Consider the following 16,657-nt stretch of genomic DNA (forward strand, 5'->3'; position numbering starts at 1 on the left):
AGCGTATGCGCGAACAGCACACACCGCCGGACCACCCAAGGGTGCGGTCGGGACAGACGGAGAGGGCTGGATTAGCTATGGAAGAGCCGCGTCGCCTCGGCGGCCGGTACGAGCTGGGCTCGGTGCTCGGCCGTGGTGGCATGGCCGAGGTGTACCTCGGACAGGACACCCGGCTCGGCCGCACCGTCGCCGTGAAGACGCTGCGGGCCGACCTGGCCCGCGACCCGTCCTTCCAGGCCCGGTTCCGCCGTGAGGCACAGTCCGCCGCCTCGCTGAACCACCCGGCGATCGTCGCCGTGTACGACACCGGCGAGGACTACGTCGACGGGGTCTCCATCCCGTACATCGTGATGGAGTACGTCGACGGGTCGACCCTGCGTGAGCTGCTGCACTCGGGACGCAAGCTGCTGCCCGAGCGCACGCTCGAGATGACGGTCGGCATCCTCCAGGCGCTGGAGTACTCGCACCGCGCCGGCATCGTGCACCGTGACATCAAGCCGGCGAACGTCATGCTGACGCGCACCGGCCAGGTCAAGGTCATGGACTTCGGCATCGCGCGCGCCATGGGCGACGCGGGCATGACCATGACGCAGACCGCCGCGGTGATCGGCACGGCCCAGTACCTCTCCCCCGAGCAGGCCAAGGGCGAGCAGGTCGACGCCCGCTCCGACCTGTACTCCACGGGCTGCCTGCTCTACGAGCTCCTCACGGTCCGGCCCCCCTTCATCGGCGACTCCCCCGTCGCCGTCGCGTACCAGCACGTGCGCGAGGAGCCGCAGCCGCCGAGCAACTTCGACGGCGAGATCACGCCCGAGATGGACGCCATCGTCCTCAAGGCGCTGGTCAAGGATCCCGACTACCGCTACCAGTCCGCCGACGAGATGCGCGCGGACATCGAGGCGTGCCTCGACGGCCAGCCGGTCGCCGCGGCGGCCGCGATGGGCATGGGCATGGGGATGGGGATGGCGGGCGCCCCGGCGTACGGCGGCGGCTACGGCGGGTACCCGCCGGAGGACCAGCCGACCACGGCGCTGCGCCAGGCGGACCCGGCCGGCCAGACCTCCATGCTTCCCCCGGTCAACCCGGACGACGGCGGCTACGGCTATGACGACCGCCCGGACCGCCGGCGCGGCGGCGGCCAGAAGAAGTCGAACACCTCGACGATCCTGCTGGTTCTGGCGGGCATCCTGGTGCTCGTCGGCGCGATCTTCATCGGCGTCTCGCTCTTCGACAAGAAGGACGGCACGCAGCAGGTCACGGTGCCGCAGCTGGTGGGCCAGGACGTCAAGACGGCGACACAGCTCGCGGGCAACGCCCAGGTGAAGGCGGCACAGGCCGGCACCGAGCGCTGTGACCAGCCGAAGGGTCTGATCTGCAGGCAGGTCCCGGTCGCGGACAACGTGGCCAAGATGGACGTCGGCGGCACGATCCAGGTCTACGTCTCCGAGGGCGCCCCGCTCCTGGAGGTCCCGGACGTCGTGGAGCAGTCGCAGGAGCGCGCCGAGGAGAGCCTCAAGGGCAAGGGCTTCAAGGTCAAGGTCGAGATGGAGGAGTCCGACGAGGACCCCGGCACCGTCCTTCGCCAGAACCCGCAGGGCGGCACCAAGGCGGAGAAGAACTCCGAGGTGACGATCACCGTCGCGAAGAAGAACCAGACGACGGTCCCGCCGGTCGTCGGCAACCAGCTCGCGCAGGCCAAGCAGCAGCTGGAGTCGCTGAAGTTCGTCGTGGTCACCGAGTACGTCGACTCCGACCAGCCGAAGGACCAGGTCCTGGAGCAGTCGCCGGAGGGCAACGGCAAGGCGCCCGAGGGTTCCCAGGTGAAGCTGAAGGTCTCCAAGGGCCCGCAGCAGACCCAGGTCCAGCTCCCGACGGGCCTGGCCGGCAAGAAGTTCAGCGAGGTCCGTGACCAGCTCCAGGGCCTCGGCCTGACGGTGGTCCAGCAGGGTTCGGACAAGGAGGACGCCTTGGTCCTCGGCACGACCCCGGGTGAGGGCTCGATGGTCAACTCCACCGACACCATCAACGTCATGACGGTGGGCGGCGGCAACGGCGACAACCGCGGTGGCAACGGCGGCGGCGGGTTCTTCGACTGACGCCCGACACCCGTCGCTCCGCGCGACGCTACGGGAGAGCCCCGGCATCCGTCCTGGATGCCGGGGCTCTCCCGTTTCGTCTGCCGGCCCGAGGGGCCGGCGCGGCGACGGCCTCGGCGGCCGCCACGCGGTCAGCGCAGTTCGGCCGGCGGGGTGCGGTCGCGGTCGACCTTCTCCGAGCGCTCCAGCTCGCCCCAGACGATGTAGCGGTAGTCCGAGGTGTACATGGGAGTGCAGGTCGTCAGCGTGATGTAGCGGCCCGGCTTGGTCTTGCCCGACTCCGTGGGGACGGGCTGGAGGACGTCCACGTTGTACTTCGTGGTCTCCGGCAGGGTCTTGTAGACCTTGTAGACGTACCAGGTGTCCTTGGTCTCGAAGACGATGGCGTCCCCGGTCTTCAGCTTGTGGATGTTGTGGAACTTGGCGCCGTGCCCGTCCCGGTGCGCGGCCAGCGTGAAGTTGCCCTGCTTGTCCTGCGGGAGCGCGGACTTGATCGGGTCGGTGTAGTAGCCGGCGACGCCGTGGTTGAGGACGTCGGTGCCGGTGCCCTGCTTCACCAGGACCTCGCCGTCGGACATGGCGGGCACGTGGAGGAAGCCGATGCCGTCCTTGGTGTCGAGCGCGCCGGGGCCCTGGTCGGCCCACTGGTCGCGGACCTGGGCGCCGTCCTTGTCGGCGGCGCGGTCGGCGAGGACGTTGGTCCACCACAACGAGTAGACGACGAAGAGTCCGAGCACCAGGCCCGCTGTGATGAGGAGTTCGCCGAAGACGCTGATGATCCCGGCGATCCGGTTGCGCGCGCGTGCCACTAGGTCGTCCCGTCGTCCCGTCCGGAGGTGTGGGGTCTCAGCCTACGAGCGCCGACGGCTTTCCCTTGCTGCGCGGGCGCTCCTCGACCAGCTTGCCCCACACGATCATGCGGTACGTGCTCGTGAACTCGGGTGTGCAGGTGGTCAGCGTGATGAAGCGGCCGGGCGCGGTGAAGCCCGAGCCCTTCGGGACGGGGTCGATGACCGAGATGTTCGACGGCGAGGTCTGGGGCAGGATGCTGGCCATCTCGTACGTGTAGTACGCGTTCCGCGTCTCGACGACGATGGGGTCGCCGGGCTTCAGCCGGTTGATGTAGCGGAACGGTTCGCCGTGGGTGTTGCGGTGTCCGGCGACGGCGAAGTTGCCCTGCTTGTCGGCGGGCATGGCGGTCTTGAGCTTGCCCTCGCCGTAGTGGCCGACCATGCCCTTGTCGAGGACCTTGCTCTTGCTGATGCCCTCGGCGATGGGGACGACGACGTCCAGCTTGGGGATGTACATGATGGCGAAGCCCTCGCCGGGCTCGAACGCCGCGGGCTTGCTGTCGTCCGGCTTGTCCGTCTCGTGCGCCCAGGTGTCCTCGATGCGCTCCTTGGCCTTGTCGGTCTCCTGGCCGGCGAGGACGTTGGTCCACCACAGCTGGTAGGTGACGAAGAGGAGCATGACGACGCCGAGGGTGATGAAGAGTTCGCCGACGGCCCGGCTGGCGACGACGCCGACGCTGTCCTTCGCGGCGCGGGCGGCGCGCCGGGCCTCGACGCGCGAGAGGGGCCGGTCCGGGGCCGGGGTCCCCGCGGGGGGTGCGGAAGGGCCGCCCCGGCGGGCGCCGCGGCCGCCCTTCGCCGCCGCCTTGCGCCGCTCGGCCCGGCCGGGCCCTGAAGGGGTCTCCAGGGCGCGCAGGGCCATCGTCTCGTCCCGTGGGGGCACCGGAGCCTCTTCGGCCCCGTACGGCTCGTCCACGGGCGCGTACGGGGCCTCGTGGGCGCTCTCGTACGCGGGCTCCGCCTCGGTCTCGTACGGGGGGACCGCTCGGGGCGCCCGCTCGGCCTCGTACGGGGGGACGGGCGCCGCGGCCGGCTGGGCCTCGTAGGCGGGAGCGGGCTGCGGCTCGTACGCGTGCGCCGGGCCGGGCGGATAGGGCGACGCGGGCGCGTAGGGCTGCTCGGCCACGGGCCGGTGGCCCGCCGCGTAGGGCGCGTCGCCACCGGCGGGGTACGGCGCGGAGGGATCGCCCGGGTACGACGGAACGGGCTCGGGCGGGTACGGCGGACCGGGGTCGGCCGGGTACGGCACGGAGGGGTCGGCCGGGTACGACTCCGCGGGATGCGCCGGGTACGCCGCTTCCGGCCCCTGGGCGTAGGGCTGTTCGGGCGCGTACGGGCCGGGCCGGCCGTGCCCGTACGGGTCCGCGGGTATCGGCTCGGGTTCCGGCGCGTCCGACGCCCGGAACCACGGCGAGCCCGTCGTCACGCGACGGCCTTGCCCACCACCGGCGCGAGCCCCGCCGACCTGCCGACCGCCCCCTTGTCGCCGCACTGCTCCAGCCAGTTGGCGAGCATCAGGTGCCCGTGCTCGGTGAGCACCGACTCGGGGTGGAACTGGACGCCCTCGACGAGGAGTTCGCGGTGACGCAGCCCCATGATGATGCCGTCCTCGGTCCGCGCGGTGACCTCCAGCTCGGCCGGCAGGGCGGCGGGCTCGGCGGCCAGCGAGTGGTAGCGGGTCGCGGTGAACGGCGAGGGCAGCCCGGCGAAGACGCCCTGTCCTTCGTGCGTGACGAGCGAGGTCTTGCCGTGCAGCAGCTCCGGGGCCCGGTCGACGACGCCGCCGTACGCCACGGCCATCGACTGCATGCCGAGGCAGACGCCGAAGACGGGCACGCCGGTGGCGGCGCAGTGCCGGACCATCTCGATGCAGACGCCCGCCTGTTCGGGGGCGCCGGGGCCCGGCGAGAGCAGGACGCCGTCGAAGCCGTCCTGGGCGTGGCTCAGCTCGACCTCGTCGTTGCGCAGGACCTCGCACTCGGCCCCGAGCTGGTAGAGGTACTGGACGAGGTTGAAGACGAAGCTGTCGTAGTTGTCGACGACGAGAATGCGCGCGTTCACTGGCCGTCCACCGTCACATCGTTGAACGGAAGCAGCGGCTCCGCCCAGGGGAACACGTACTGGAAGAGGATGTAGACGACCGCGAGGACCAGCACGATCGAGAGCAGCGCGCGGATCCACGCGTTGCCCGGCAGATGCCGCCAGATCCAGCCGTACATGACGTCGACCGCCCCTTCCGTTCGTTACGGGGACCAGAGTACGGGTCGCCGGGGCCGTCCAGGGTCAGCTGTCCAAAGCCTGTGGACGGCCGTCGGTCACCGGCTGGGTGGCGTCGAGGTGCGCCCAGACGACGAGCCGGTGGCTGCTTCCCCACTCGGGGTCACAGGTCGTGAGGGTCAGGTACCGGCCGGGCCCGTCGAAGCCGGATCTGCGCGGGACGGGATCGACGACGGCGACGTCACCCGGAACGGTCCGGTAGGGGCCGCGGTCGACGCGGTAGGTGAACCAGGTCGTCCCGTCGGTGAGGACGACCGCGTCCCCGGCACGCAGCCGGGGGAAGTCCTTGAAGGGGTCCCCGTGGGTGCGGCGGTGGCCGGCGACGGCGAAGTTGCCGGTGGCGCCGAGCCGGGCGGTGGCGGCGTAGTGCCCCAGGCCCTGCTTGAGCACTCCGGTGCCGGTGCCCTCGAGGACGGGCCACTTCCAGTCCGCGCCGAGCCGGGGGACGTACATGACGGCGATGCCCTTGCCGGGCACGTACGGCGGCGGCGCGGGGGCGGGGGTGGCCCCGGGCGCGGGCGGCGGTCCCGGCGCGGCCGGGGCGGGGGTGCTCGCCCACGCGCGCTGGAGGGAGTCGATCTGGGCGGCGCCCGCCAGGTCGGCCTGCACGCCGGTCCAGTACAGGACGTAGACGACGAAGAGGACGATCAGGGTGCCGACGGTGAGGCACAGCTCGCTGAAGGTCCGCACGACCAGGCGCAAGCGGCCCTCCGCTCTCCCGCTGTCAGCTCACCGGCTTCGCGTAGTGGAGGTCCACTGTGCCCGAGTACCCGGGAAGAGTCACCCGTCGGTGGTCGTCGACTTTCCAGCCGAGCCCGTACGCCTTCACGTACAGCTGGTAGTTCTGGATCGCCGGGGACTCCGCGAGCGCCTTGTTCAGCTTCCCCCGGTCGCCGACGGCGGTGATCTTGTACGGGGGCGAGTAGACGCGGCCCTGGAGGATCAGGGTGTTGCCGACGCAGCGCACGGCGCTGGTGGAGATCAGCCGCTGGTCCATGACCCGGATGCCCTTGGCGCCGCCCTGCCACAGGGCGTTGACCACGGCCTGGAGGTCCTGCTGGTGGATGACCAGGTCGTTGGCCTGCGGCTCGGGGTAGCCGGGAGCGGCCTGGGCGTCGGGCGGGGCGTCGTCGAGGGTCACGGTGAGACCGGATCCGGTGACCTCGGAGGTGCCCGCCAGCGCCTCCAGGGCGTCGAGCTTGGCGTCCTCCGCGCGGGTGGATCCGTCGTCGCGTGCCGCGAGGGAGTCGACCTGGGTGCGCAGGGCGGCGGTGGACTCGTCGAGGCCGGCGTTCTTGTGGCTGCGTTCCTCGATGAGGTCGGAGAGCCTGAGCAGCGAGGCGTCCGTGCGCAGGTTGGTGCCCTTGGCGGTGTTGAAGCTGGTGACGAAGATCAGTCCGGCGAGGGCGAAGACGGCAAGGGTGAGCACCCGGACGGGGCGCCACCTCGCGGTGCGGCCCGGCCCATCGGGAGTGCCGGCGGAATTGCTCAACGTACCCTGATCCCCTTCGGTGCCGCGGAACCACTACGCTAACGGACGCCTGGGGGACGCAGTCGTCCTCCTTCGTCACATCCCGGCGCCAGCCACAGTTCCCTGCGCGGTCACGCAGCGCATCGACAGGAGAGTCCCTCGTGCCGAAGTCACGGATCCGCAAGAAGGCCGACTTCACGCCCCCGCCCGCCAAGGCCACCAACATCAAGCTGACGAACCGCAGCTGGGTGGCGCCCGTGATGTTGGCGCTGTTCGCCATCGGGCTGGTGTGGATCGTCGTCTTCTACGTCACCGACGGCTCCCTTCCGGTCGAGTCGATCCGCAACTGGAACATCGTGGTGGGCTTCGGCTTCATCGCGGCCGGGTTCGGCGTCTCCACGCAGTGGAAGTAGGGGGAGCGACGGCGGGCCTGCAGCCCCGCAGGCCGCTCGTCAAGCTCTCCCCTGAACTTATCCACAGCGTTGTGCACAGCACTGGATAACTTACGAAGATCTGTGGATAACTCGCACGAGGTTGACGCCGGTATGACCGGAATCACCCTCGGCTCTCAGTGACACGCCCCTCGTCTCCCTGGCAAAACACCAGGCCAGAGGCGAGGGGCGGAGTCTTTCCCCATGACGGGGGCAGAATCCGCCCCACGCTGTGGATAACTCTGGGGAAAGCTCACACAGGAGCTCGTCCACAGCCCTGTGCGCTCAGGTGAGCGAGGCCGATCGGGCGAACACGATCCCCAGGTCGATCAGCAGGACGACGCCACAGGCCGCGTACTGCACGAGGTTCCGGCGCGCCCGCGGCGCGTGCACCAGCCCGTACGTCACCAGGACGCCCGCGACCAGACCGCCGACGTGCGCCTCCCAGGAGATCCCCGGGCGGGTGAAGGTCATCAGCAGCGACAGCGCCACGAACAGGACCACCGGGCGCATGTCGTGGCGGCGCCGACGGGCCAGCACGACCCAGGCGCCGATCAGCCCGTAGACGACCCCGGAGGCCCCCAGCGAGGGCTGGTTCGGGGCGGCGACGAGATAGGCGAGCACGGAGCCCGAGAGGCCGGAGAGCAGGCACAGCACGGCGTAGCGGATCCGGCCCAGCTCGGGTTCGACGATCCCGCCGATCACCCACAGGCCGATCACGTTGAAGAGGATGTGCCAGACCTCCTGGTGCAGGACGGTCGAGGTGAGCAGCCGGTACCACTCGCCGTCCGCGACGCCGACCACCTCGCCCAGGAGGGGGTTGTAGGCGTAGCCGATGAGCACCAGCTCGTCGACCAGCCGGTCCCCGAACACCAGGACGGCCAGGTACACCGCGAGGTTGATCCCGATGAGGATCTTGGTGACCAGGCGGTCGTCCGCCGCCACCCGGCCGCCCGCGAGCGTCCGGGGCTGGTTGGCGTCGGGGGCGTGGCCGGTCCCCGACCCGCTGCGCACGCAGTCGGGACACTGGAAGCCGACGGAGGCGGAGATCATGCACCGGGGGCAGATCGGCTTCTCGCAGCGCGTGCAGCGGATGCCGGTCTCGGCCTCCGGATGCCGGTAGCAGCGGGGCAGGCCGGCCTGCGGTGTGCCGGAAGGTCGCGCGTCCATGGGAGGTGCCGTCCCTTCCGCCTCAGCGCTTCTCGATCACCACGGACTCGATGACGACGTCCTGGAGCGGACGCTCGGTGTGCGGGTCGGTCTCGGCGGCCGCGATCGCGTCCACCACCTTGCGGCTCTCGCCCTTCACGACCTCGCCGAAGATGGTGTGCTTGCGGTTCAGCCACGTCGCCGGGGCGACCGTGACGAAGAACTGCGAGCCGTTGGTGCCCGGCCCGGCGTTGGCCATGGCCAGCAGGTACGGCCGGTCGAAGAAGAGCTCCGGGTGGAACTCGTCGGCGAACTCGTAGCCCGGACCGCCGGTGCCGTTCCCCAGCGGGTCGCCGCCCTGGATCATGAAGCCCTTGATCACCCGGTGGAAGCCGGTGCCGTCGTAGAGCGGGTCCGAGGAGACCGTGCCGGTGGCGGGGTGCGTCCACTCGCGCTCGCCCGAGGCGAGCTCGACGAAGTTCCGGACCGTCTTGGGGGCGTGGAACGGCATCAGCCGGACCTCGATGTCTCCCAGGCTCGTCTTGAGGATCGCGTACAGCTGCTCGGCCACGGTCGCCTTCCGTCCACGTCGTGTCGCGTGACGTCGCGTGAGGTCACGTCTGTCTCTGGCGAGTCCGATCCTCGCATGCCCGGGTGGCCCGCCCACCACGTCCCGGTCACCCGCCCACCATGCCCCGGATGCCCGCCCCGCATGCCGGACCTCGTCTTGGGGGGCATGATTCCGAAAAGGATGGAAAGGTGAAAAACCGAACACCGCCACCCGACGAGGAGGATCCCGTGACCCGCATGGACAGCGTGCGCTCCGCTACAGATTCGGCGAAGGAGAGCGTCCTGCACGCCGCGGAAGTGGTGGCGCCGTACGCCGGCACGGCCAAGGACCAGGCCGCGCAGTACGCGCACGAGGCGCGGGTGATCATCGCGCCGAAGGTCGCGAAGGCGGCTCGACAGGCCCGGACGCAGGCCCGTGCGCAGTACGACTCGTATGTCGCACCGCATGTTCCGCCGCGGGTCGACGCGGCCGCACACCGTGCGGCGGTCAAGACCCGCTGGGCCGCCCGTCAGGCGGCCGACTACACCGTTCCGCGTGTCGAGCACGCGGTCGCCGCGACCGGTCCTGTCCTGGACGAGGCCGGGGCGCGTTCGCTCGCCGCCTGGGCCGCGCTGCGCGGTCAGGTGACGCCGGAGGAGATCAGGAAGATCGCGAAGAAGCACGAGCGTCGGGCCAGGGCCGGACGCGCCGCCAAGGGACTTCTCGTCCTCGGCGTCCTGCTGGGCGGCGCCTTCGCCGCCTGGAAGTGGTGGGACAAGCAGGCCAATCCCGACTGGCTGGTCGAGCCGCCCGCTCCCACCGAGGTGGACGAGGAGACCGTGCTGACGTCCGTCGACGGCAGTGGGAGTTCCCTCGACCCTGAGGTGGAGGCCAAGCAGACCGAAGCCGAGGCCGAGGCTGAGGCCGAAGCCGACGCCGAGGCCGCCGAACGCGACAAGCGCCGCTGACCGACCGGGGTCCTGCCGGGTGGAACGGATTCCGCTGGGTGGTTCTGGTCCTGCTGAGGGTTCCTGTCCCGCTCTGTGGGCCGGTTTCCGGGCCGGGTGGCCGTTGCCACCGGGATCCACCGGGTTCCGCCGTGTCCCGCGGGTGCGAGGTGATGCGCCTGTTCACCGCTCATGGGCGTGCGCCTGCGGATACGGGTGCGGGGAGTACGCGAGTCGTCTCCCCGCGCCCTAGGCCGCCGACGCGGCGAGCGCGAGCTCGGTCAGCGCGGCCGGGTCGCTCTCGGCGACGGCGGCCGACGAGGAGCGCCGGCGGGCGGCGGGCGACGAACCGTGGGCCTCGGCGGCGATGCGCTGCTTGAGGGTGGGCGGCAGCGAGCGGTCGCCGGCGAGCGGCCAGCGGTGGGCCCGCTGTGCCGGTACGGAGGCCGCACCGCGCTCACCCGCGACGGTGGGGACCGGGGCGGCGGCGGTGCCGGCCGGCTCCTCGGGCTGCTGCACGGCGGGCTGCTGGGCCGCGGCGGCGGTGCTCGCCAGGCCGACGGAGGCGAGCAGGGCGAAGAGGACGGAGATGAAGGCGGTCCAGAACTGCTTGACCTTGGCGGTGGCCATGACCCCTCACTTTCGTGACGTTCTCGGATGGTTCATTTCGGATTGCGCGCTTTTCGTACCTTCCTCATGATGGGGATGCGCATCCGAGATCCGGGGACCGACGCCACCGCCGCGCAGTTCTTCCGATGAACACCACCCGTACGGATCAAAAGCACAGGCCACGCCCCTCGTGCGGGGCGTGGCCTGTCGGGTTCTTCGGGGTTCTGCGGGTCCTTCGGGTTGCGGGAACCGCTCAGAGCTGGGCGAGCTGCCGCTTGAGGTACCGGCTGAGCGGCTTCTCGACGAGCTTGTTGACCAGGTAGGACAGCACCAGCATGCCGGCGACGACCAGACCGAGCAGCGCCCACGGGGACATGACCTCGCGCGGCGCGAGGTAGGTGAAGATCTCCCAGCCGATGTACTGGTGCAGCAGGTACAGCGGGTACGTCAGGGAGCCCGCGACGGGCAGCCACTTCCACTGGATGCCCGAGAGCTTGCCGGTGGCGATGAGGGTCATGACCCCGAAGAACGAGGCGACCAGGGCGATCACGGGCCACGCCGGGCCGGGGCCGAGCCAGGTGAGGCTCTTCCACTCGTCGATGGTGTGGGCGAGCGACGCGCAGAAGGAGAAGCCGACGACCCCGAAGAGCATCGCGTTCGGCCGGAACCGGTACATCAGGTAGAACGCCATGCCGGCGATGAAGAACCAGCTGTACTCGGGGATGAGCAGCATCCGCAGCGGGCCGGGCTCGGTCCGGTAGACCAGGATCGTGGCGGCGCCCCAGACGCAGCAGAACAGCAGCACGCGCTTGTAGGTGAGGCCGAACCAGGCGACCAGCGCGAAGAGCAGGTAGAAGCGGAGCTCGGTGAAGAGCGTCCAGTAGACCGTGTCGACGCTCGGCACCTTGAGCGGCTGCTGGAGCATCGTCAGATTGGTGAGGATGTCGTTCCAGGGGAGGTGCTCACGCCCTCCGGGAATCACGGCGACGGTGACGCTCGTGGCGATGATCCCGAACCAGTACGCCGGGTACAGCCGGATCACCCGGGAGACGAAGAACGCCTTCACCGGACGGTCCCAGGCGCTCATGCAGACGACGAAGCCGCTGATGATGAAGAAGAGCTCGACGCCGAGATAGAAGTACTGCGAGACACGGAACGTGTCGGGGAATATCTCCTTGACCGGAGTCGTCCAGCCCCCGCCGCGAGCCGTGAAGTGGTAGATGACCACCATGAGCGCCGCACCCAGCCGGAGGCCGTCCAGCGCGTGGACACGTCCCGGGCGCCGGGACCCGAGATCCGGGGCGAGTCGGGTCTCGGTCCGTATTCGGTCCGCGGGCAGCACGGACGGCTGCATCTGGTTCAACACTCGAAAGATCCCCACCTCGGTCTGCGGCGCGAGTCCGCCCCTGGGTCACATGGGGTGTCGGCTCGGCGGAGAGAGCATAAGTGGCTCACAGGCTCCTTACAACTTTCGATTTGCGTGATGCGCCACTCGTCGAGTAACGGGCGCAACGCGAAACAGCCCTCCCGCTCCGCGTTTCCGCAGTGCAGGAGGGCTGTTCGAGGAGTGGAGCCTAGGGGAGTCGAACCCCTGACATCTGCCATGCAAAGACAGCGCTCTACCAACTGAGCTAAGGCCCCGGAACGAGGACAGCGTACCCGCTCACCCCCCATGCCCGGCAAAAGGATTGGGTCTCCCGGTGGAAGACCACTCTCCGTAAGATGCTGACCGAGGTTCGCAGTGGCGAACCGCAGGGATGGGGAGAAGTGATGGACACAGCGCAGCAGGAAGCCACGGCCAGAGCCAGAGAGCTTCAGCGCAGTTGGTACGGGGAGCCGCTGGGGGCGCTCTTCCGCCGGCTGATCGACGACCTGGGCCTCAACCAGGCCCGGCTCGCGGCCGTGCTCGGGCTCTCCGCGCCCATGCTGTCCCAGCTGATGAGCGGCCAGCGGGCCAAGATCGGCAACCCCGCGGTCGTCCAGCGTGTCCAGGCCCTCCAGGAGCTCGCCGTCCAGGTCGCCGACGGCAGCGTCAGCGCGGCCGAGGCCGCCGACCGCATGGACGAGGTCAAGAAGTCACAGGGCGGCTCCGTCCTCACCGGCACGACCCAGGCCACCGCCGGCTCGGGGGCGCCGACGGTGCGCCGGGTCGTCCGTGAGATCCAGTCGCTGCTGCGCTCCGTAGCCGCCGCGGGCGACATCATCGACGCGGCCGACTCCCTCGCCGCCGCCCACCCTGAACTGGCAGAGTTCCTCCGGGTGTACGGCGCCGGGCGGACCGGGGACGCGGTCGCGCACTACGAGTCGCACCAGAACTGACGCGGGCCCGGGCGACCGGGCCGGCACCGCCGAGAGACGACGCACGGGGAGCGGGCGCAGCGCGATGGGTGAGGTCTTCGCTGGTCGGTACGAGCTGGTCGACCCGATCGGGCGCGGTGGCGCGGGCGCGGTGTGGCGGGCCTGGGACCACCGGCGCGGCCGCTACGTGGCGGCCAAGGTGCTCCTCCAGAGCGACGCGCACACGCTGCTGCGCTTCGTCCGCGAGCAGGCGCTCCGGATCGACCACCCGCACGTCCTCGCCCCGGCCAGCTGGGCCGCCGACGACGACAAGGTCCTCTTCACCATGGACCTGGTGTCCGGCGGCTCCCTGGCGCACGTCGTGGGCGACCACGGTCCGCTGCCGCCCCGGTTCGTCTGCGTGCTGCTCGACCAGCTGCTCTCGGGGCTGGCCACCGTGCACGCGGAGGGGGTCGTGCACCGGGACATCAAGCCCGCCAACATCCTTCTGGAGGTGACCGGGACGGGACGCCCGCACCTGCGGCTGTCCGACTTCGGCATCTCCATGCGCAAGGGCGAACCCCGGCTCACCGAGGCCGACTACGTCGTCGGGACGCCCGGATACTTCGCTCCCGAGCAACTCCTCGGATCCGAGCCCGACTTCACCGCCGACCTCTTCGCCGTCGGCCTGGTCGCGCTCTATCTGCTCCAGGGCCGCAGGCCGGACTCCCAGGCCCTGGTCGAGCACTTCCTCGCCCATGGCACCCCCGGGGCCCCCGAGGGCCTTCCCGAGCCGCTCTGGCAGGTGCTCGCGGGGCTGCTCCAGCCCGATCCCCAGGCCCGCTTCCGGACGGCCACCGGCGCGCGCAAGGCGCTGAGCGCGGCCGTGGAGATGCTGCCGGAGCCGCTCCCCGGCGAGCGCCGGGTCGAGATCCGCGACCAGCTCGGTCCGCTGCCCTCCGGCTTCGGCCCCGAGGGCCCGGCCGCGCCCGCCGCCCCGGCGGACGCCGATCCCCGCGTCGCCGCGCCCGTCACCGTGCGAGAGGCCGTACCGGCGCCCGCGTCCGTACCCCTCCCCGTGCCGCCCGCGCACCTGCCCGCGCCCCCGCAGGCACAGCCCTATCAGCAGCCGGGCCACCAGCCGTATCCCCAGCCCCAGCAGGCGCGTCCCGCGCAGGGCCTGCACGGTGCCTCCGAGACGGGCAGTTTCCACCTGCCCCCGCCGGTCCCCCATCCGTCCCCCTCCTTCGACCGGGCCCCCACGTCCGCGGGGCCGTACGGACACCCCCCTGCTCATCCGTACACCGCTCGCCCCGATCAGGTTCCCGGTCACCCCGCGGGACCCGCTCCCCTCGCCCCCGCACGCCGGCCGGGACCGCCCCCGAAGGTCGCTGTCCCGGTGCTGCTGCTCGCGCTGGTCTGCTTCGCCGTCGGCTTCTGGGCGCTCTCCCGGACCTGAGCCGCGGAGGACGCCAGGGGCCCGCCGGGGAGCCGAGGAAGCCCCGGACCCCCTAGGACGCCTGACGCCGCGCCAGCAGGGTCCAGGCGCCCAGCCCGAGCAGGAGCAGGGTCCCGCTGCCGATCCCGGCCGCCGCGACGATCCGCATCGAGTCGCCCCGGCCGGCGGCCGACGCCCCGCTGGCGCCGCTCGCGGCCGCGTCCCGGTCGTCGGCGGTCACCGCGAAGGGTCCGGGGTCGCCGTCGTAGCCGGGGCCGTCCTTCCGGGCACCCATGAGGTTCACCCGCAGCGTCAGCGGCACCGGCTCGTCCCCGTACTCGCGGGCGACCGCCGGGCTCAGCGTGGCGGACAGGTAGTACCAGCCGGCGAAGCGCATGCCACTGGTGGATTCGTCGTACGTGGTGCGGTTCTCGTGGGCGACCGGCCGCTGGGGCCCCAGGGCGACCGTCGCGGGCTTGCCGTCGTAGCTCCCGGTGTTCTGGTCGACGTGCCCGAGCGCCGGGTTCTCCAGGGACAGCACCAGGGCGTTGCCGACGTACGCGTCGGCGGCGGCGCTGCTGCCGAGTTCGGCGGTGGCGTAGAGCTGCTGTCCCCAGTCGACGGGCACCCGGTAGAAGAGCGTCTGGCCGGGCCGGATGTCGGAGCGCCACTCGCCCTGCGTGAGCGAGGTGGCGTCGTGGACGCCGGAGCCGCCCCGGCGCGGCTGGGGGCCGCCCGTCGGCGGCGCGGGCGTGGCGGAGGGCCAGCTCTCGGGGAGCTTGGTCGGCCCGGCCTTCCGGAGGGGCGGCTCGGACAGGTGGCGGATCTCCAGCTCCCAGTCGTCCGGGGAGGAGGTCGGCTTGGACTCCCGCTCCACGAGGACGTAGAAGGCGCCCGCGCCTCGGCAGGTGGAGCTGTCCGCGTCGACGATCCGGCGGGCGTAGGCGGCCAGCGGGCGGGGGTAGGCGGCCGAGGAGAAGGACACCTGCTGGTAGCCGCACTCGGTGCCGTTGCCGTCCTGCATGCTCACCCGGACGCCGTCGCCGTACTCGACCGTGCCGCCGTGCTTCGGGACGGCGACGACGGAGACGTACGCGTTCTGCCGGTCGTCCAGGTCGACCCGGTAGTAGACCTTGGCGTTCTTCTTCAGGGTGCCGCGGTAGGTCCGGCCGGCCTCCAGCGCGGCCGCGTCCGAGCTGGACACGGCTCCGTCGACCCGCTGGGCGGCGCCGTCGAAGGTGTAGGGCGGCAGCGGGGCCGCCTCGGCCGCCCGCGCCTGACCGGGCAGTGCGGCGACGGCGCCCACCGCGGCGGCCGCCGCGATCAGGGCCCCCGCCCTCCGGCCGATGCCGGCCTGCGTCTTCACGCGAGCTCCTCCACTTCACGTAAGCAAGGGGTCGATTTGCCCAGGCAAAGCAAAGCCCCGGCCCGCTCACGCGCGGCCGGGGCTTCACCCTCTGACGGTCTTCGTCTCACACACCCGAACCTGCGGGCACGGAGTCGGTCGCCTCCGTCCACAGATCCTGCTCGGCGCGATCCGCCTGGATCTGGCGGTACACGAGGAGCCCGCCGATGGCGGCCAGTGCGACCAGGAGAAGCTTCTTCACCGCGCGACCTCGTCTTTCGTTGACGTAGGAGACTTCTGACGCCCACTCTACACATCGACCGATACCGATCGGTGACCTGTGCGAGCTTCAAACCTCCGACGAGCCCCGGATCCGCCCGGACAGACAGAATCGACCCGGACGGAGGAACCGTCCGGGTCGATCGTTCTGTGGGGCTAACAGGATTTGAACCTGTGGCCTCATCCTTATCAGGGATGCGCTCTAACCAACTGAGCTATAGCCCCGCCGCGCTCTGCGGTGTGTGTCCCGCGCGCTGACTCCTGAAGATTAGCGCACGTGGGGGCCAGTCCCAAAATCCGTATCCCCGGACGGCCCCCGGGCGCCTACTCGTCCTCGGCCAGCGTCAGCTCGACACCGCCCACGAAGCCGGCCGACAGGTTGTAGATGAACGCGCCCAGCGTCGCCAGGGCGGTCATCAGGACCACGTCGATCACGGCGATCACCGAGGTGAACATCAGAACCCGCGGCAGCGACAGGAAGGACTGCAGGTCGAAGCCGTTGGACTCGTTGGAGCCCGTGGCCTCGCTGATCGTGCCGCCGACGGTCGAGAAGACGCCCATGGCGTCCATGACCATCCACAGCACCGCCGCGGCCACGACCGTGCAGATGCCCAGCGCGATGGAGAGCAGGAAGCTCACCTTCATCACCGACCACGGATCGGCCTTCGCCACCCGCAGCCGCGCCTTGCGCGTCCGGGGCGTGGTGCGTGCCCCCGTCCGCGGCCGGCGCACGGCGCCCGTCTGGCCGCCCGCCGTGCCGCCCGACGCCGGAGCGCCGTACGCCTGTGGCGGGTGGTAGGGACCGGCCGGCGCCTGCGCTCCCGCGCGTTCGCCGGGCAGCGGCCCGTTGTACGTCTCGTACGACGAGGGCTGCTGCCCCCGAGTGTCCGTCACCGCAACCCCCTGGGAGTCCGTGGCGGGGCCACGGGCGCCGTTC

18 protein-coding genes and 2 tRNA genes are annotated in these 16,657 nt (G+C 71.0%); 5 read left to right on the forward strand and 15 right to left on the reverse strand.

All coding sequences use genetic code 11. From position 1 onward, the window contains the following. Positions 1–77 precede the first annotated feature (77 nt). Positions 78–2,096: a Stk1 family PASTA domain-containing Ser/Thr kinase gene (gene pknB / locus ACZ60W_RS05715; RefSeq protein WP_469754089.1), complete on the forward strand. Its 2,019-nt coding sequence runs from the start codon at positions 78–80 to the stop codon at positions 2,094–2,096. Between the two features lie 131 nt (positions 2,097–2,227). Here the strand turns inward: pknB and ACZ60W_RS05720 are convergent, their stop codons facing one another. From ACZ60W_RS05720 to ACZ60W_RS05745, 6 genes are all read right to left on the reverse strand, one after another. Further along, positions 2,228–2,905: a class E sortase gene (locus ACZ60W_RS05720; protein WP_469754090.1), complete on the reverse strand. Its 678-nt coding sequence runs from the start codon at positions 2,903–2,905 to the stop codon at positions 2,228–2,230. Between the two features lie 37 nt (positions 2,906–2,942). After that, a complete protein-coding gene (locus tag ACZ60W_RS05725; RefSeq protein ID WP_469754091.1) occupies positions 2,943–4,373 on the reverse strand; it encodes a class E sortase in 1,431 nt (476 codons plus the stop codon). After that, positions 4,370–5,008 carry an aminodeoxychorismate/anthranilate synthase component II gene (locus ACZ60W_RS05730; RefSeq protein WP_469754092.1) on the reverse strand — a complete coding sequence of 213 codons (639 nt, stop codon included), beginning with the start codon at positions 5,006–5,008 and terminating at the stop codon, positions 4,370–4,372. Before ACZ60W_RS05730 ends, ACZ60W_RS05725 begins: the two co-directional genes overlap by 4 nt. Further along, positions 5,005–5,166 carry a hypothetical protein gene (locus ACZ60W_RS05735; RefSeq protein WP_469754093.1) on the reverse strand — a complete coding sequence of 54 codons (162 nt, stop codon included), beginning with the start codon at positions 5,164–5,166 and terminating at the stop codon, positions 5,005–5,007. The genes ACZ60W_RS05730 and ACZ60W_RS05735 overlap by 4 nt, the downstream gene beginning before the upstream one ends. A gap of 64 nt (positions 5,167–5,230) precedes the next feature. Next, complete coding sequence (locus tag ACZ60W_RS05740) at positions 5,231–5,926, reverse strand: class E sortase (protein ID WP_469754094.1); 696 nt, start codon at positions 5,924–5,926, stop codon at positions 5,231–5,233. 22 nt (positions 5,927–5,948) lie between these two features. Next, positions 5,949–6,716, reverse strand: coding sequence for a DUF881 domain-containing protein (locus ACZ60W_RS05745; RefSeq protein WP_469754095.1), 768 nt, complete (start codon positions 6,714–6,716; stop codon positions 5,949–5,951). 140 nt (positions 6,717–6,856) lie between these two features. Here ACZ60W_RS05745 and crgA point away from each other — a divergent pair, with 140 nt between their 5' ends. After that, positions 6,857–7,108, forward strand: coding sequence for a cell division protein CrgA (gene crgA / locus ACZ60W_RS05750; protein WP_017240380.1), 252 nt, complete (start codon positions 6,857–6,859; stop codon positions 7,106–7,108). A gap of 303 nt (positions 7,109–7,411) precedes the next feature. Here the strand turns inward: crgA and ACZ60W_RS05755 are convergent, their stop codons facing one another. Beyond that, complete coding sequence (locus ACZ60W_RS05755) at positions 7,412–8,296, reverse strand: rhomboid family intramembrane serine protease (protein WP_469754096.1); 885 nt, start codon at positions 8,294–8,296, stop codon at positions 7,412–7,414. Between the two features lie 22 nt (positions 8,297–8,318). Beyond that, positions 8,319–8,846: a peptidylprolyl isomerase gene (locus ACZ60W_RS05760; RefSeq protein ID WP_469754097.1), complete on the reverse strand. Its 528-nt coding sequence runs from the start codon at positions 8,844–8,846 to the stop codon at positions 8,319–8,321. A 227-nt stretch (positions 8,847–9,073) separates the two neighbouring features. Between ACZ60W_RS05760 and ACZ60W_RS05765 the strand changes: the two genes are divergently transcribed. Then, positions 9,074–9,793 (forward strand): DUF5324 family protein, encoded by a 720-nt coding sequence (locus ACZ60W_RS05765; protein WP_469754098.1) that lies wholly within the window; start codon positions 9,074–9,076, stop codon positions 9,791–9,793. Between the two features lie 228 nt (positions 9,794–10,021). Here ACZ60W_RS05765 and ACZ60W_RS05770 read toward each other — a convergent pair whose 3' ends face one another. The 3 genes from ACZ60W_RS05770 to ACZ60W_RS05780 form a co-directional block, all read right to left on the reverse strand. Beyond that, a complete protein-coding gene (locus tag ACZ60W_RS05770; protein WP_469754099.1) occupies positions 10,022–10,402 on the reverse strand; it encodes a DUF6344 domain-containing protein in 381 nt (126 codons plus the stop codon). A 232-nt stretch (positions 10,403–10,634) separates the two neighbouring features. Next, positions 10,635–11,735, reverse strand: a complete 1,101-nt coding sequence (locus tag ACZ60W_RS05775) for an acyltransferase family protein (protein WP_469754130.1) — start codon at positions 11,733–11,735, stop codon at positions 10,635–10,637. A gap of 214 nt (positions 11,736–11,949) precedes the next feature. After that, positions 11,950–12,022 (reverse strand) — tRNA-Ala (locus ACZ60W_RS05780). Positions 12,023–12,151: 129 nt separating this feature from the next. Between ACZ60W_RS05780 and ACZ60W_RS05785 the strand changes: the two genes are divergently transcribed. Continuing rightward, positions 12,152–12,700: a helix-turn-helix domain-containing protein gene (locus tag ACZ60W_RS05785; RefSeq protein WP_469754100.1), complete on the forward strand. Its 549-nt coding sequence runs from the start codon at positions 12,152–12,154 to the stop codon at positions 12,698–12,700. A 64-nt stretch (positions 12,701–12,764) separates the two neighbouring features. Next, a complete protein-coding gene (locus ACZ60W_RS05790; RefSeq protein ID WP_469754101.1) occupies positions 12,765–14,117 on the forward strand; it encodes a serine/threonine-protein kinase in 1,353 nt (450 codons plus the stop codon). A 52-nt stretch (positions 14,118–14,169) separates the two neighbouring features. Here the strand turns inward: ACZ60W_RS05790 and ACZ60W_RS05795 are convergent, their stop codons facing one another. The 4 genes from ACZ60W_RS05795 to ACZ60W_RS05810 all read right to left on the reverse strand — a co-directional run bounded on the left by ACZ60W_RS05795 (position 14,170) and on the right by ACZ60W_RS05810 (position 16,614). Then, positions 14,170–15,462: a hypothetical protein gene (locus tag ACZ60W_RS05795; protein WP_469754102.1), complete on the reverse strand. Its 1,293-nt coding sequence runs from the start codon at positions 15,460–15,462 to the stop codon at positions 14,170–14,172. 106 nt (positions 15,463–15,568) lie between these two features. Continuing rightward, complete coding sequence (locus ACZ60W_RS05800; RefSeq protein WP_003958712.1) at positions 15,569–15,703, reverse strand: DLW-39 family protein; 135 nt, start codon at positions 15,701–15,703, stop codon at positions 15,569–15,571. A 168-nt stretch (positions 15,704–15,871) separates the two neighbouring features. Next, positions 15,872–15,945: transfer RNA gene (locus ACZ60W_RS05805), tRNA-Ile, on the reverse strand. A 99-nt stretch (positions 15,946–16,044) separates the two neighbouring features. Then, the gene (locus ACZ60W_RS05810; protein ID WP_469754103.1) at positions 16,045–16,614 is read right to left on the reverse strand and encodes a DUF3566 domain-containing protein; all 570 of its coding nucleotides are present in this window, start codon (positions 16,612–16,614) and stop codon (positions 16,045–16,047) included. Positions 16,615–16,657: the final 43 nt, after the last annotated feature.

This window comes from Streptomyces sp. NPDC104202 (assembly GCF_055584185.1).